The sequence below is a fragment of the Lipingzhangella halophila genome (assembly GCF_014203805.1).
GTDB lineage: Bacteria > Actinomycetota > Actinomycetes > Streptosporangiales > Streptosporangiaceae > Lipingzhangella > Lipingzhangella halophila.
The window spans coordinates 5,403,258-5,417,265 of sequence record NZ_JACHJT010000001.1 but is presented as its reverse complement, the minus strand read 5'-3'; the positions used below and the strand labels follow the sequence as shown (position 1 = coordinate 5,417,265).

At 67.8% G+C, this 14,008-nt stretch carries 14 protein-coding genes; 4 read left to right on the top strand and 10 right to left on the bottom strand.

The genetic code is table 11. The features are described from left to right. Positions 1 to 39 precede the first annotated feature (39 nt). Positions 40 to 900 (bottom strand): N-acetylmuramoyl-L-alanine amidase, encoded by an 861-nt coding sequence (locus F4561_RS24580; protein ID WP_246437274.1) that lies wholly within the window; start codon positions 898 to 900, stop codon positions 40 to 42. Positions 901 to 1,053: 153 nt separating this feature from the next. Here F4561_RS24580 and F4561_RS32825 point away from each other — a divergent pair, with 153 nt between their 5' ends. Beyond that, positions 1,054 to 1,416 carry a YkvA family protein gene (locus F4561_RS32825; RefSeq protein WP_184582076.1) on the top strand — a complete coding sequence of 121 codons (363 nt, stop codon included), beginning with the start codon at positions 1,054 to 1,056 and terminating at the stop codon, positions 1,414 to 1,416. A 141-nt stretch (positions 1,417 to 1,557) separates the two neighbouring features. Here the strand turns inward: F4561_RS32825 and bldC are convergent, their stop codons facing one another. Then, the gene (bldC, locus tag F4561_RS24570) at positions 1,558 to 1,761 is read right to left on the bottom strand and encodes a developmental transcriptional regulator BldC (RefSeq protein ID WP_013155387.1); all 204 of its coding nucleotides are present in this window, start codon (positions 1,759 to 1,761) and stop codon (positions 1,558 to 1,560) included. A 689-nt stretch (positions 1,762 to 2,450) separates the two neighbouring features. Then, entirely contained in the window at positions 2,451 to 3,374 is a 924-nt protein-coding gene (locus F4561_RS24565; protein ID WP_184582074.1) for a DUF8083 family protein, read from the bottom strand. Between the two features lie 335 nt (positions 3,375 to 3,709). On the opposite strand from F4561_RS24565, the gene F4561_RS24560 reads away from it, so the two are divergent. Continuing rightward, positions 3,710 to 3,970 carry a DUF3073 domain-containing protein gene (locus tag F4561_RS24560; RefSeq protein WP_184582072.1) on the top strand — a complete coding sequence of 87 codons (261 nt, stop codon included), beginning with the start codon at positions 3,710 to 3,712 and terminating at the stop codon, positions 3,968 to 3,970. A gap of 158 nt (positions 3,971 to 4,128) precedes the next feature. Here the strand turns inward: F4561_RS24560 and purM are convergent, their stop codons facing one another. From purM to F4561_RS24545, 3 genes are all read right to left on the bottom strand, one after another. Then, positions 4,129 to 5,193, bottom strand: a complete 1,065-nt coding sequence (gene purM / locus F4561_RS24555) for a phosphoribosylformylglycinamidine cyclo-ligase (RefSeq protein ID WP_312885517.1) — start codon at positions 5,191 to 5,193, stop codon at positions 4,129 to 4,131. 79 nt (positions 5,194 to 5,272) lie between these two features. After that, complete coding sequence (gene purF / locus F4561_RS24550; RefSeq protein ID WP_184582068.1) at positions 5,273 to 6,745, bottom strand: amidophosphoribosyltransferase; 1,473 nt, start codon at positions 6,743 to 6,745, stop codon at positions 5,273 to 5,275. 46 nt (positions 6,746 to 6,791) lie between these two features. Beyond that, positions 6,792 to 7,259, bottom strand: a complete 468-nt coding sequence (locus tag F4561_RS24545) for a sterol carrier family protein (RefSeq protein WP_184582066.1) — start codon at positions 7,257 to 7,259, stop codon at positions 6,792 to 6,794. Between the two features lie 527 nt (positions 7,260 to 7,786). Here F4561_RS24545 and F4561_RS24540 point away from each other — a divergent pair. After that, the gene (locus tag F4561_RS24540) at positions 7,787 to 8,404 is read left to right on the top strand and encodes a DUF47 domain-containing protein (RefSeq protein ID WP_184582064.1); all 618 of its coding nucleotides are present in this window, start codon (positions 7,787 to 7,789) and stop codon (positions 8,402 to 8,404) included. A gap of 14 nt (positions 8,405 to 8,418) precedes the next feature. Beyond that, entirely contained in the window at positions 8,419 to 9,474 is a 1,056-nt protein-coding gene (locus tag F4561_RS24535) for an inorganic phosphate transporter (RefSeq protein ID WP_376773679.1), read from the top strand. 161 nt (positions 9,475 to 9,635) lie between these two features. Here the strand turns inward: F4561_RS24535 and pstB are convergent, their stop codons facing one another. The 4 genes from pstB to pstS form a co-directional block, all read right to left on the bottom strand. Then, the gene (gene pstB / locus F4561_RS24530; protein ID WP_184582062.1) at positions 9,636 to 10,415 is read right to left on the bottom strand and encodes a phosphate ABC transporter ATP-binding protein PstB; all 780 of its coding nucleotides are present in this window, start codon (positions 10,413 to 10,415) and stop codon (positions 9,636 to 9,638) included. Between the two features lie 53 nt (positions 10,416 to 10,468). Further along, entirely contained in the window at positions 10,469 to 11,563 is a 1,095-nt protein-coding gene (gene pstA, locus F4561_RS24525) for a phosphate ABC transporter permease PstA (RefSeq protein WP_184582060.1), read from the bottom strand. Then, positions 11,564 to 12,535 carry a phosphate ABC transporter permease subunit PstC gene (pstC, locus tag F4561_RS24520; RefSeq protein WP_184582058.1) on the bottom strand — a complete coding sequence of 324 codons (972 nt, stop codon included), beginning with the start codon at positions 12,533 to 12,535 and terminating at the stop codon, positions 11,564 to 11,566. 230 nt (positions 12,536 to 12,765) lie between these two features. Beyond that, positions 12,766 to 13,878 carry a phosphate ABC transporter substrate-binding protein PstS gene (pstS, locus tag F4561_RS24515; RefSeq protein ID WP_312885516.1) on the bottom strand — a complete coding sequence of 371 codons (1,113 nt, stop codon included), beginning with the start codon at positions 13,876 to 13,878 and terminating at the stop codon, positions 12,766 to 12,768. Between the last annotated feature and the right edge of the window lie 130 nt (positions 13,879 to 14,008).

Here is a 14,008-nt window from a genome sequence, read left to right as displayed (position 1 = left end):
GGGTGACCGCGGTTCGTCCGGACCCCACCCGTGCGGGCGTCATTCCCCCAGCAGGAAGCGGCTCTTCCCGGCGGCGACGGCCTCGGCGGTCTGCTGGCGCCATTCCTGGTCCTGTAGCAGCTCGGCGTCCTCGGCGTTGCCGAGGTTGCCGACCTCCAGGAAGATCTTGGGCACCGCGGAGAGGTTGAGGCCGCCCAGGTCGGTGCGCACGTCCAGCCCTTCCTCGCCGATGTAGTCGGCGTAGGGCTGGTCGGTCCCGTCCCGGATTTCCGCGCGTACGTCCTCGGCCAGCCGCCGGGAGGGCTCCACGATGTCCTCGGTGTATCCCTCGACCTCACCGGGGGCGATGACGTGGAAACCGCGGCCCTCGCTGTCGGCACCATCGGCGTGGATCGAGATGGCGGCGTCGGCGTCGGCGTCGTTGCCGATCTCGGCGCGCTCGTTGATGCACGGGCCGACACCCTCGTTATCTGGGCGGGTGAGGATGACCGTGGCCCCGTCCGCCTCCAGCGCCGTGCGCAGATCCCGTGCGAACTCCCAAGTGAACTCGTGCTCGGGGTAGCCGTCTGCGCTCGTGGCGCCAACGGTGTCGCACGCCTTCTTGTTGGGCCCCGCCGGAACGGACTCGTTGATCTCGCCGGCGGCGTCGGCGTTGCCTCCGTTGTGGCCGGGATCGATGACGATGGTCTGGCCCGACAGTGGACCCTCGTCCCCCTCCGCGCTGGGGGACTGGACAACGTCGTCATCGGCACCCGAGTCGCCGTGTGAGATCGCCGTGCAGCCCGCAGCGGCGGTGAGCGCGGTGATCGCCAGCAGGGCTGTGAGAACACCCGTGAGAGGCCTGGTGAGGCTTGTCGGCGCCCCCTCTGGTGCGGGGCGTCCGGTGCGCGGGATCGTCAACGGTGTCCTCAGGGCAGGAGGGGGTGGATGAGGCCAACTTAGCCTGTCCCGGGAACCACAAGCGAGGATTTCGCGTCATATCGTGAAGAAGGGTCATTGGGTGCCCGGCGTCCAGCGGTCGCCGGCAGATGCGCAGATGTCGAGGTGATTCCGGTGCGCAAATCGAATCGCGCCGCAGCGGGCGCCGCCGCGTGGCAGGTGGTGCATGAGGGGGTCAAGCCTGGCAAACCCTCGTTGTGGGCTCGCACGCGCGCGATCCCGCGGATGTTCGGTTCGCGGCTCCGCGGTCGCTACACCCAGCTTCCGGTCTCGCGGTTGTTGCTGTACGTGCTGGCGATGCTGTACATCCTCTCGCCGCTCGACCTGGTTCCGGAGCTGTTCATCCCGCTCTTCGGGCTGGCCGACGACGCCGTCATCGCCGTGTGGCTCACCTCGGGCCTTGTGGGCGAGACGGAACGGTTTCTGGAGTGGGAGCGTTACGGGGACGACTACATCGAGGGACACGTGGTCGGTTGACCGTGCGAATCCCCGGGCCGGTCGACGGGCACGACGAACGGCACGACGGGGGCGGGCCGCCCCGAGCAGCGGCCCGCCCTCGGTACCCCGGAGCTGTGTGCCCGGGGTAATCCCCCCGGATACGGCACGACCCCGGGGCGATCACTCCGTGCGCTGGCTCGGAATTCCGGCCAGCAGTGCGCGGACCTCTGTTTCGCGGTAGCGGCGGTGCCCACCCAGAGTGCGAATCGAGGTCAGCTTGCCCGCTTTCGCCCAGCGCGTGACGGTCTTGGGGTCCACGCGGAACATGGTGGCGACCTCGGCAGGGGTCAACAGGGGCTCCGCCTCGGGCGTGCGAGTTGACATGTGTACGGCCTCTCCTCCTGGATCTGTGTGCCGATCCTTGAGCCTTATCCTGGCGCTTGGCCCGGATGTCCAATATTGCCCTCATGGTCTATATTGGCATCACCCGAGGTGATTATACGACCACTTAACGCGACTTTGGGGGATGGGAGACCCCAAAGTCGCTCAAGATGTCGCGTCACGCTGAGTGATTCTAGCGACACGTTTAGTGGCATGTGGCGTATTCGGCCAAAACTTCGTTCTCCGGCCCTGTTTTTCTCGATCCGGAGCGCCGAAAGTGCTGCTGAGGCCCTGACTGAAACGCGGTAAGGCCAGCTCTGTCGTTGTGAACGATGCTCCGCCCACTGGCTCGCCCGTCAGTCCGCCCAGCGCACTCGGCTGTCCTGGCCCGCCCTCATCGACCGCTCTCTCTTGTGTTGCCTGCGTCGGCGCCGCGGCCGGCGTTCTCGATTACCCAGAGTGCGCTCGGTGATCGGCTGAACACAGTTTACGTCGATCTCTATGGACTGTTATGCCCATTTTCGCCAAAGATGATGCCAAGTGTGAGGGTCGTCCGACGCGGATTGGCAGCGGATTCCACTCCGGTCCGCGGGGTGCCGGCGCGAACCCGCCGCATCAGGCTGCCCTCCGGCGCGGCACGCGACCGGTGGCAGCGGGCGCGGCCCAGGGTGGCACTGGCGCACTCGTTACGCTCAGTTGGCGTGTTCGAGTGCCTGGATCGCCTTCCAGCGTTGGGTGACTCTCTGGTACATCGCCACCGTCAGCTCGTCCTGGCCCTTCTCCAGGCCGGTGATCGCGGCGGCGATCTCCGCGGCCGATTCGTCCTCGCGCAGCTCGTCATCGTCAAGCAGGCGTACCAGGCCGCCGTAGTCGAGCTCCAGCAGCGAACTCGGGTGGACCCCGGTCAGCCAGTCCTCCAACTGCTCCGTCGAGCTCAGCGTCGAGCTCTCGCCGAAGTGCTCGCGCAGCACCCCGATCGCCCGGTCCAAGCGCTCACGGGCCTGCTTCAGCTCCGTCACGTAGATGAGCGCTCGGTGCGGTGCCGTTCCGGAAGGGGACCCGTCGCCTGCTCCCTGGCTGGGAGGACCGGGTGCGGGAGCCGCGTTCTCGCCGCGTGCCGCAGCGGGGTTCGTGCCCGACTGCAGGACCAAGCAGCGTTCCTGGGCGTCGAACAGGGCGAACCAGGGCAGCGGCACGGTCCAGGTACTTGTCAGGATCTGGGTGCGGAGCGGCTCGCCGCGCTCGCGCCAGCGCTGGAACGCGTGCTCCGTCGCTTTTGCGGCAGATTCGGGAACGAAGGCCGTGCTCAGCCCTGCCGGGGTCTGCGAGCGGAAGTCGCGGAACCCGAGCCAGGACCGCAGCCGGGTCTGCCAGGGGCAGACGTAGAGCTGGGAGCCGACGCGCCGGATATAGGCGTGGCCACTCTCCCGTTCGGGCGCGACAATAGGCGGTGTGGCCACGAGGCGGCGCAGGCTCTCCTCGTGCTCGACCGCTACGGCACGGACCTTTCTCGGCCGGTCCGGCGAATCCGCGTAGGCGCTCCAGTAGGCCCGATCCCGGCTCGAAAACGCGGTAATGGGCTGGTAAACGCGGAGATAGGCAGTGTAGGGCAGCACGATCGCATCGTGGCATATATCGTGGCGCGTGGCACTCACCGGCCACCTTGCGTGCCCGGGCCCGGGCGGAGATCCCGCGCGGGCGACGGCCACGGGGCGGTGCCGCAGCCGGTGGACACCTCCGGCCCGGAAGTGTCGGCGGCTGTGGCGCTACGCCGAAGCTTCCCTCTAGCCACGGGCGGCGTAGGCAGGCCGGTCTCAAAGCGGGTACGGTTGTACTCGAACGTAAGCTGGCGCCTGTCGTCAGTGCGGTGACGACGGTCAGCCCGGCATTGCGGTTTTGCTAGTTGATCTGGGGTTTTCTTCAAAACCCAATCGTTGAGGGGGTCGAGCCAATGGGGCGCGGCCGAGCCAAGGCCAAGCAGCAGAAGGTCGCCCGGCGGTTGAAGTACAACACCGGAGGGACCGACCTGGACCGGCTGCGGTCAGAGCTGGGTGTCGCTGAGGAAGATGTGTCGTCGCCGGATCAGCCGGACGACACCTATGAAGACCCTTACGATGACCTGGTCGACCGTTACGCGGACTTTGCTGACGAGTATCCGGGCGGCGACGACCCGGCGGGGGAGGAGTCCGACCGTTCAGGTGGCTCGCGCTGAGCCGTTGACCGAACGCCAGCAACTGGTGCTCTTTCCCGCTCGCGGCGGGGATGCTCCCCGGGTCCGCTGACCAACAGGCAGACATGGCCGGTTCGAGCCACTTCGGTGGTTCGGGCCGGCCGTCTCTGTATGCGGGGGGTGTTCCACCGCCCGGCCGGTCAGGACGCGTACGCGCCATGCACCCGCACCTCTCCCGACCCGTGAGTCACCCGGCCCAGCGTCCACGCGGTCAGCCCGCACTCGGCCAGCAGGGACAACGCACGGTCTTCGGCGTCGCCGGCCACGACGGCGGCCATACCCACGCCCATGTTGAAGGTGGCCTCCATGTCCGTGCGGCCGATGCCGCCGTGCGCGGCGATGTAACCGAAGACCGGCGGGGGATCCCATGTGCCGCGGTCGACCGCGACGTCGACGTCCGCCGGGAGGCAGCGCTGCAGGTTCGCCGCCAGTCCGCCGCCGGTGATGTGCGCGAACGCGTGCACGTCGACATCGGCGCTGCGGGCCAGCGCCAGGCAGTCCCGGGCGTAGACCCGGGTTGGTGTGAGGAGGATCTCGCCGAGGGTTCCGCCGAGCTCGGGCACGTGCGCGGCGAGATCGAGGCCGGCCTCGTCGACGACCCGGCGCACCAGCGAGTAGCCGTTGGAGTGCAGCCCGGATGAGGCCAGCGCGATGACGGCGTCCCCAGCGCGAACGCGGTCCGGTCCGAGGACGGCACTGGCCTCGACGAGTCCGGTGCCGGCGCCGGCGAGGTCGTACTCGTGCGGTTCCAGAACACCGGGGTGCTCGGCGGTCTCCCCGCCGATGAGGGTGCACCCGGCCTGCTGGCAGCCTTCGGCGATCCCGCTGACGATCTGGGCCACACGTTCGGGCACGACTGAGCCGCACGCGATGTAGTCGGTCAGGAACAGCGGCTCGGCTCCGCTGACGACAAGGTCGTCCACCACCATCCCCACCAGGTCGATGCCGATGGTGTCGTGCTTGTCCAGGGCCTGGGCCAGCAGCACCTTGGTTCCGACGCCGTCGGTGGACGTGGCCAGGACCGGTTCCCGGTAGCCGCTGGTGTCCAGTTTGAAGAGCCCGGAGAAGCCGCTGGAGTCGGTGAGCACCTCGGGCCGGCGGGTGCGGGCGACGTGTTGCTTCATCAGCTCCACGGCGTGCTCCCCGGCGGTGATGTCCACCCCGGCGGCGGCGTACGCACCGCTCGCGCTGGTGCCCTCTGCCACGGAAGAACCTCTTTCGGTGCTCGGTCGCGTGCCCGGCACGCCGCGGAAGACCACGGGGCGGCACGGAAATGGGGAATGGCTACGCGCTCGCGGGAACGGATCCTGACTCGGGCGTGCCGCAGGCCTTCTCCAGCAGGTACTTCCCGCGGGAGTCGGCATCGACCTCGATCGGGTACACGCCGTCGAAGCAGGCCCGGCAGAGCCGGTTCTTGGGCAGCTCGGTGGCCGCGACGAGCTCGTCGAGCTCCATGTAGGACAGCGAGTCGGCGCCTATGGAGGCGCGGATCTCCTCGGTGTCCAGGTTCCCGCCGACGAGCTCGGATCTTGTGGCGAAGTCCACCCCGTAGTAACAGGGCCACTGCACTGGCGGGCTGGAGATGCGGACGTGCACCTCGGCGGCTCCGGCCGCGCGCAGCATGTGGACCAGGGCCCGCTGGGTGTTGCCCCGGACGATGGAGTCGTCGACCACAACAAGCCGCCGGCCGTCGATGACATCGCGCAGCGGGTTCAGCTTCAGCCTGATTCCGAGCTGGCGCAGCGTCTGGCTGGGCTGGATGAAGGTGCGGCCCACGTAGGAGTTCTTCACCAGGCCCTGCGCGAACGGGATGCCGCTGCCTTCGGCGTAGCCGACCGCGGCGGGGGTGCCGGACTCCGGGACCGGGATGACCAGGTCGGCGTCGACGGGCTGCGCTTTGGCCAGCCGGCGGCCGACCTCGACGCGGGTCGAATTGACGTTGCGTCCGGCGATCGTGGTGTCGGGCCGGGCCAGATAGACGTACTCGAACAGGCACCCCTTGGGCGCGGCGGGCGCGAAGCGCAGGGAACGCACCCCTCGCTCGTCGATGGTGACAAGTTCGCCGGGCTCGATCTCGCGAACCGGGGTGGCGCCCACGATGTCGAGTGCCGCGGTCTCGCTGGCGACCACCCAGCCGTCGCTGAGGCGCCCCAGAACGAACGGGCGGACCCCCTGGGGGTCGCGGGCGGCGTAGAGCGTGGTCTCGTCCATGAAGGCGAGTGAGAAGGCGCCGCGGACCTTTGGCAGCAGGTCCAGCGCGGCTTCCTCGATGCTGCGCCCCTGGCTGCCCCCGAGAAGCTGGGTAAGCACCTCGGTGTCGGTGGTCGCTCCGAGGCGGTTGTCCGGAAGCATCGCCGCGAGTTCGGGCGTATTGATCAGGTTGCCGTTGTGGCCGAGCGCCAACCCGCCGCCGCGGGCGGTGTAGAAGGTGGGTTGTGCGTTCTCCCACACCGGTGAGCCGGTCGTGGAGTAGCGACAGTGCCCCACCGCGAGGTGGCCGGGCAGCGAGTCCAGGGTCGCCTCAGTGAAGACCTGGGACACCAGTCCCATGTCTTTGTAGACAACGATCCGCTCGCCGTCGCTCGTGGCGATGCCCGCGGACTCCTGCCCGCGGTGCTGGAGGGCGTAGAGACCGAAATAGGTGAGCTTGCTGACTTCTTCGCCGGGAGCCCAGACCCCGAATACCCCGCATGCGTCCTGCGGTCCACGTTCGTGGGGATCGATCTCGGAGGTGAGCCGGCCGTCGGAGTACGACACATCCCTCAGCCTACTGCCTGACCACGGGGGACGCGCCAACCGGGGGTCAGGCTCCCGGCCACAGCGGCAGGTGGGGCGAGAGGTCGGCGCGTTCGCCGCTGGCGCTCACCGAGCCGTCCGCGGCGGCGCTCTGCCAGCCGCGGTAGCCCATCGCCAGCGCGATCCAGGTGAGCGGGTCGGTCTCCACGACTCCCGGTGGCGTGCCGCGGGTGTGCCGGGGGCCCTCGACGGCCTGTGCGGCGCCGAACGGCGGGACACGGATCTCCACACTGTGGCCCGGGACACGCCGGGCGAACTCGGCGAGCGAGCCGCGTACGGCGGCGCGCACCGCCTCGCGTTCGGGGGTGCCACCGGCATCTTGTGCGCGCAGGACCGCCGCGGCGCACTCGGTCAGCACCACCGAGGGGTTGTCGGGGCCGGAATAGGCTGGTTCTCCCAGAGCGGTGCGTTGGGAGTCGAGTGCGGCACGCAGGGCCGCGTGGCGTCGCTGCGCCGCGGTGGGTTTGGCCGGCATGTGTCCTGAGACTAGTCGGGGCCGCCGCGGGGCTGACGGGTCCGGCCGGACCCCGCGGCACGGTCCGGCAGATTAGGGGGATCATCAAGCCATCTGCGCGAGGACGGTTGCCTTGACGGAGGAATCCGCCGAAACTGACCGTTGAGGGGAACGAGTCCCGTCGGGATGGTGAATCGATGCTTTCCAGTGCATGGCACGGAGGTCGCGGAGCGTGCGCCGCTCCGCGTTCGACGGTTGCTCGCGCCCCGTTCGCGAGGTTCACCATGGCCGGTAACCGGGCCGTTCGTGCAGCGGCCCGGTGCCGTATCGTTCGTGGTCGTCCTGACCGGGGCAGATAGGGTTGATGTTCCACGACGTCGGGTTTGGCTGATTTGGTACCGACCACGTGAACGCGAAGCGAAGTCCCCCCAGGGCCGGAGCGAGTGTGGTGCCCCCACGAGCGCGCCGGCGTCCATCGGCCGTTGCCGGCTGTGCCGATATGCCGAAGGCCATCCCCACGGACGACCATCGCACTTCAGGAGACAGATGTGCGCCTGCGCCTAACACCGCGCGATGAGAGCTACTACGAGATGTTCGCTGATTCGGCGAACAACCTGGTTATCGGAGCCCGTCTGCTGGTGGAACTGATCAGTGACGGCGCCGACCGGGAGGCTATCGCCGAGAAGATGCGCGCCTGTGAGCACGCCGGTGACGAGCGAACGCACGCCATCATGCGACGACTCAACGAGAGCTTCGTCACGCCGTTCGACCGTGAGGACATCTACCGGCTGGCCTCCTCGCTCGACGATGTCATGGACTCGATGGAGGCCGCGGTCGACCTCATCGGGCTGTACCAGCTCAACCGGTTGCCCAAGGGCATCATCGACCAGGTCGAGGTGCTGGAGCGCGCCGCTGAGCTCACCGCCGAGGCCATGCCGCGGCTTCGCGCGATGAAGGACCTCACCCGGTACTGGATCGAGATCAACCAGCTTGAGAACCAGGCCGACCAGATTTACCGTCGCCTACTGGCGTGCTTGTTCAGCGGTGAGTACGACGCGCTGACCGTACTCAAGCTGAAGGACGTCATCGAGGAACTGGAGACCGCGGCCGACGCGTTCGAGCACGTGGCGAACACGGTCGAGACCATCGTGGTGAAGGAGTCCTGAATACCTCCGCTTTTGTGGCGGCGACGCGGCCCGGCCCGGGCGGGCTGATCTCCGTGGACGTGCCGCCGGAAAACCTGGTGCTTGTCGCGGTCGTCGGCGCCGCGCTCGTCTTCGCGTTCACCAACGGCTTCCAGGACGCCGCGAACTCACTCGCCACATCGATCAGCACCAACGCGCTGGGCCCGCGGGTCGCGGTGCTCATGGCGGCGGCGATGAACATGCTCGGCGCTTTCCTGGGCGAGGGTGTGGCCCGGACGATCAGTCAGAACATCATTCTTCCGCCGTCGGGGACCCCCGGCATGGAGGTGCTGTTCGCGGCGCTGGTCGGTGCGATCGGGTGGAACGTGATCACCTGGTACCGGGGTATGCCGTCGTCGTCCTCGCACGCGCTGGTGGGCGGCATGATCGGGGCGGCGCTCGCCTCGGCCGGCACGATCAGCGGGGCGGGCATCACGGAGAGCTTCGTGCTGCCGATGCTGCTGTCCCCGATCGTCGGCGGCCTCGTCGGCTATTTCGTGATGGTCGCCATTCTGTGGTTGTTCCGCCGCGCCAACCCGCTCCGGGCGGCACGCAAGTTCCGCATGGCCCAGTCCGCGTCGGCGGCGGCCATGGCGCTGGGGCACGGCCTGCAGGACGCGCAGAAGACCATGGGCGTGGTGGTGCTGGCCCTGGTGCTCACCGGGTACCAGCACAGTTACACGATCCCGATGTGGGTCGTGGCGGCGGCCGGCGCGAGCATGTCGCTCGGGACGGTGACCGGGGGGTGGCGGATCATGCGCACGCTCGGCCGCCGGGTGATCCAACTGGACTCCCCAAAGGGGTTCGCCGCTGAGACCACCGCGGCGCTGGTGCTCTACGCCGCCGCCTTCATCTGGCACGTGCCGGTGTCCAGCACCCACACGATCACGTCGGCGATCGTGGGCGTGGGCACCACACGGCGGCTTTCGGCCGTGCGCTGGGGGGTGGCCGGAGACATCATCCTCATCTGGGTACTGACGCTCCCCGGGGCGGCCGCGATCGCCGCGGTGTCCTACGGTCTGCTGCGCGTGTTCACGCTCGGTTCACCGTGACCGCCGGGAGGTGTGCGGCATGGTTATGCTTTTGCGCCGATCTTGAGCATTCCGTTCCTTTGTAGCGCTACAAAGGAACGGAATGCTCAAGATCGGCGCATACGTACCGCGAACCCGGTCCATACCGACAAACGCGGACCGGGTGTACGGGGATGCTGGCGCTACCCGAAGCGGCCGGTGATGTAGTTCTCCGTCTCCTTCTTGTCGGGCTTGGTGAAGATCTTGTTGGTCTCACCCATCTCGATCAACCGCCCCGGCTTGCCGGTGCCCGGAAGGTTGAAGAACGCCGTCTGGTCGCTGACCCGTGCGGCCTGCTGCATGTTGTGCGTGACGATGCAGATCGTGTAGTTCTCCTTGAGCTCGGCGATCAGGTCCTCGATCGCCAGGGTGGAGATCGGGTCGAGCGCCGAGCACGGCTCGTCCATGAGCAGCACCTCGGGTTGCACGGCCACTGCGCGGGCGATGCACAGGCGCTGCTGCTGACCGCCGGAGAGCCCCGCTCCCGGCTTGGTCAGCCGGTCCTTGACCTCTTCCCACAGGTTGGCAGCGCGCAGCGAACGCTCGACGATGTCATCCGCGGCGGACTTGCTGAGCCGTTGGTTGTTCAGCTTCGCCCCGGCGATGACGTTGTCGTAGATCGACATCGTGGGGAACGGGTTCGGCCGCTGGAACACCATCCCGATCTCGCGGCGGACAGCCACCGGGTCGACCTCCGGTGAGTAGACGTCCAGGTCGTCCAGCATGACCTTGCCTTCGACCCGGGCGTTCGGCGCGACCTCGTGCATCCGGTTCAGGGTGCGCAGAAAGGTCGACTTGCCGCAGCCGGAGGAGCCGATGAACGCGGTAACCGCGCGGGGCTCGATGGTCATCGACACGTCCTCGACGGCCAGGAAGTCGCCGTAGTAGACGTGCAGTCCGGAGACGTCAATTCGTTTGGCCACTGTGAATCCTCGCTACCTCAGGTTCGTGCGGACAACGTGAAGGGGCGGCATGATCAGCGTCCGAGCTTCGGCGCGAAGAACCGGGAGATGAGCCGAGCGACGAAGAACAGCAGCATCACGATCAGGATCAGGGTCAGCGCCGCCGCCCAGGCGCGCTCGTAGTTGATGGCGTCGCCCATGCGGACCTGCGAGTAGATGAACACCGGAAGGCTCATCATCTGGCCGTCGAAGAGATTCCAGTTGATCGACACGGCCGACGATCCCGCGGTGAGGATCAACGGTGCTGTCTCTCCGACAACACGCGCGATGGCCAGCATGATTCCCGTGGTGATCCCCGCGGTCGCGGTGGGCAGCACCACCTTCACGATGGTCAGCCACTTCGGCACGCCCAGCGCGTAGGACGCCTCGCGCAGCTCGTCGGGCACCAGCCGGAGCATCTCCTCCGAGGAGCGCACCACAACGGGGATCATCAGCACGGACAACGCGATCGCGCCCGCGGCGCCGTTCGTGTTGCCGGGGCCGAAGATCATCATCCACAACGCGACGACGAACAACCCGGCGACGATCGACGGGATGCCGGTCATGACGTCCACGAAGAACGTGATGGCCTGCTTGAGCCGGCCCTCGCCGTACTCCACCAGGTAGATCGCGGTCATCAGGCCGATCGGGATGGAGATCAGCGCCGCGAACAGGGTGATCGCGATGGTGCCGACGATGGCGTGGTAGACGCCGCCGGCGTCCATCGACGGCGTGACCCCGCTCATCGACACCGTCAGGAAGTAGCCGTCGAGCCGGACTATGCCCATGCTGGCCACCGTCCACAGCAACGACAGCAGCGGCGCCATGGCCAGCCCGAAGCAGGTGTAGACGATCGTGGTGACCAGCCGGTCCTTGGCCTTGCGGCGGTTCTCCACCCGCGTTGAGATGACCGTGAGGAGCGCCGCGTAGCCGACCACGGTGGCGATGGCGAACAGTGGCAGGCTGAACGAGCCCGCCACGAGCAGCAGGCCGGCCACCACGACGGCAACTGCCGCGAGCAGCGCCGGCGGGAAGTACCGGGGGAGCGACCCGGCGAGCAGTGACTGCGGCGGGGTCCCGGGACCGTCGCCCGGTGCGCCGGTCGATGGCTTATCGGTCGTGGTGGTCATTTAGGAGAACTCCTTGCGCCGGGCGACGATGTAGCGCGCCCCCATGTTGACGACCAGAGTGATCGCGAAGAGCACGAGACCGGCGGCGATCAGCGCCGAGACGCCGTGGCCGGTGGCCTCGGGGTACTGCAGGGCGATGTGCGCCGCGATGGTCTGGTTTCCGCTCTGCAACAGGTTGGGCGAGATGACCAGGGCGGGCGAGAGGATCATCGCGACCGCCATGGTCTCGCCCAGTGCGCGGCCCAGGCCGAGCATGGCGCCGCCGATGACGCCGGGACGGCCGAACGGCAGGACCGCCATCCGGATCATCTCCCAGCGTGTGGCCCCCAGCGACAGCGCGGCCTCGCGGTGCCCCTGCGGTACCTGCAGGAAGACGTCGCGGGAGATCGCGGTGATGATCGGCAGGATCATCACCGCGAGCACGATGCCGGCGCTCATCATCGTGCGGCCGGTGCTGGAGATCGGCCCGGCGAACAGCGGGATCCAGCCCAGGTAGTCGCTCAGCCACTGGTAGAACGGGGTGAGCTCCTGGACGAGGTACCCGATGCCCCAGAGGCCGTAGACCACGCTGGGGATCGCGGCCAGAAGGTCCACGATGTAGCCCAGCAACGAGGCCAGCTTGCGCGGCGCGTAGTACGCGATGAACAGCGCGATGCCCATGGCGATCGGTGTGGCGATCACCAGTGCGAGAGCCGCGGCGAGCACCGTACCGAACACCAGCGCGGCGACACCGAAGGCCGGGGCCTCGTCCGGGTCGGTGTTGGCGTCCCACTCGCTGGTGGTGAGGAAATTCGCTGTGTTGGCGGACAGTGCGTCGAAGGACTGGATGATCAAGAACGCTGCGACGCCCGCGAGGATTGCGAGGATCAGGATCCCCGACCCCTGTGCGGTGTTACCGAATACGACGTCGCCGATACGACGCTTGCCCTTGGGGGGGTGCTGGGGCGTCGTAGACGAGTCGGTAGTGGTCATGAGACTCTCCGGTCAAGATGGGGCAGGTTTCGCGCCCGGGCCAAACGGATCACCTTCGCGCTCTGGCGGGGCTGGGGCCGTGGCAGGGCCTGCGCCTGCTGTACTGTCGGATCTCCCCAGGAGCGGCCCGACCATTCCCGCAGGCAGGATGGCGCCCGAACACACGCCCAGGGTGGAACCCGCACCCGCCGGTGTGGGTTCCACCCTGTTGGAGAGCTTCCCGGTGGTGATTAGGAAGCTGCCGTGATCTGGTCGAGGGTGTTCTGGATGTTCCCGCGGGTCTCCTCGGTGATCGGCGCCGAGCCGGCCTCATCGGCCGCGGCCTGCTGGCCCTCCTCGCTCGTGACATAGTTGAGGAAGCTCTTCACCAGGTCGGCGTCCTCCTGGTTCTCGTACTCCATGCAGGCGATCTCGTAGGTGACCAGCACGATCGGGTAGGCATCGCTGCCCGCGTCGGTGTAGTTCAGGTCGATGGCGAGGTCGTTCTCGGTGTTCTCCTCACGCGTCTCGGAGGCGTCCACGATGGCCGCCGCGGCCTCCGGGCTGAACTCGACGAACTCGTCATCGCCGGTCCCGACGGCAACCGTTCCGAGCTCGCCGATGTGCGAGGCCTCAACGTAGCCGATGGTGCCCTCGCCCTCCTCGATCGCGGAGACGACACCGGAGCTGCCCTGTCCGGCCTCGGCCGGCTCGATCGGCCAGTCGCCGCTGACCTCGTGCGGCCAGGAGTCCCCGGCGGCCTCCGACAGGTAGGCGGCGAAGTTCTCGGTGGTACCGGACTCGTCGGAGCGGTTCACCGGGACGATCTCGGAGTCAGGCAGGTCCGCGTCCGGGTTGAGGTCCGCGATCGCGTCGTCGCTCCACTCGGTGATCTCCTGGTTGAAGATGTCCCCGATGACCTCCGGAGTGAGGTTGAGGGAGTCCACCCCCTCGATGTTGAACGCGATAGCGATCGGGGCGATGTAGGCGGGGATGTTCACCACCTCGGAGTCACCGCAGCGCTCGGTGGCCTGCTCGGTCTCGCCCTCGTCCAGGGCCGCGTCCGAGCCCGCGAAGGTCACACCCGAGTCGATGAACTGGGTACGCCCGGCACCGGAGCCCACCGCGTCGTAGTTGACGGTGGTGTCCTCACACTCACCTGTGTAGGCCGCGATCCACGTGGCCATCGCGTTCTCCTGGGAGCTGGCACCTGCGGCGTCGAGCGTCCCCCCTCCGTCGACACAGTCGACGTTGCCCGCGGGGTCGGCCTGGTCGTCAACCGCCTGGTCTGACCCGCATGCCGAGAGCATGAGGGCACCGGCGAGGGCCAGACCTGTGAACTGGCTGTTCCTGGAGAGCTTCACAGCTCCGTTGTCCTTCCTCTGGACTTCGTCACCTTGGGGCGAGTTCGGTCGAGGACCTCGCCAAATGTGAACGTAAGCAGGGGAAGTGACCAGATCTCCCAGTAAGGGTGAACTGGGGGTGAACGGAGAG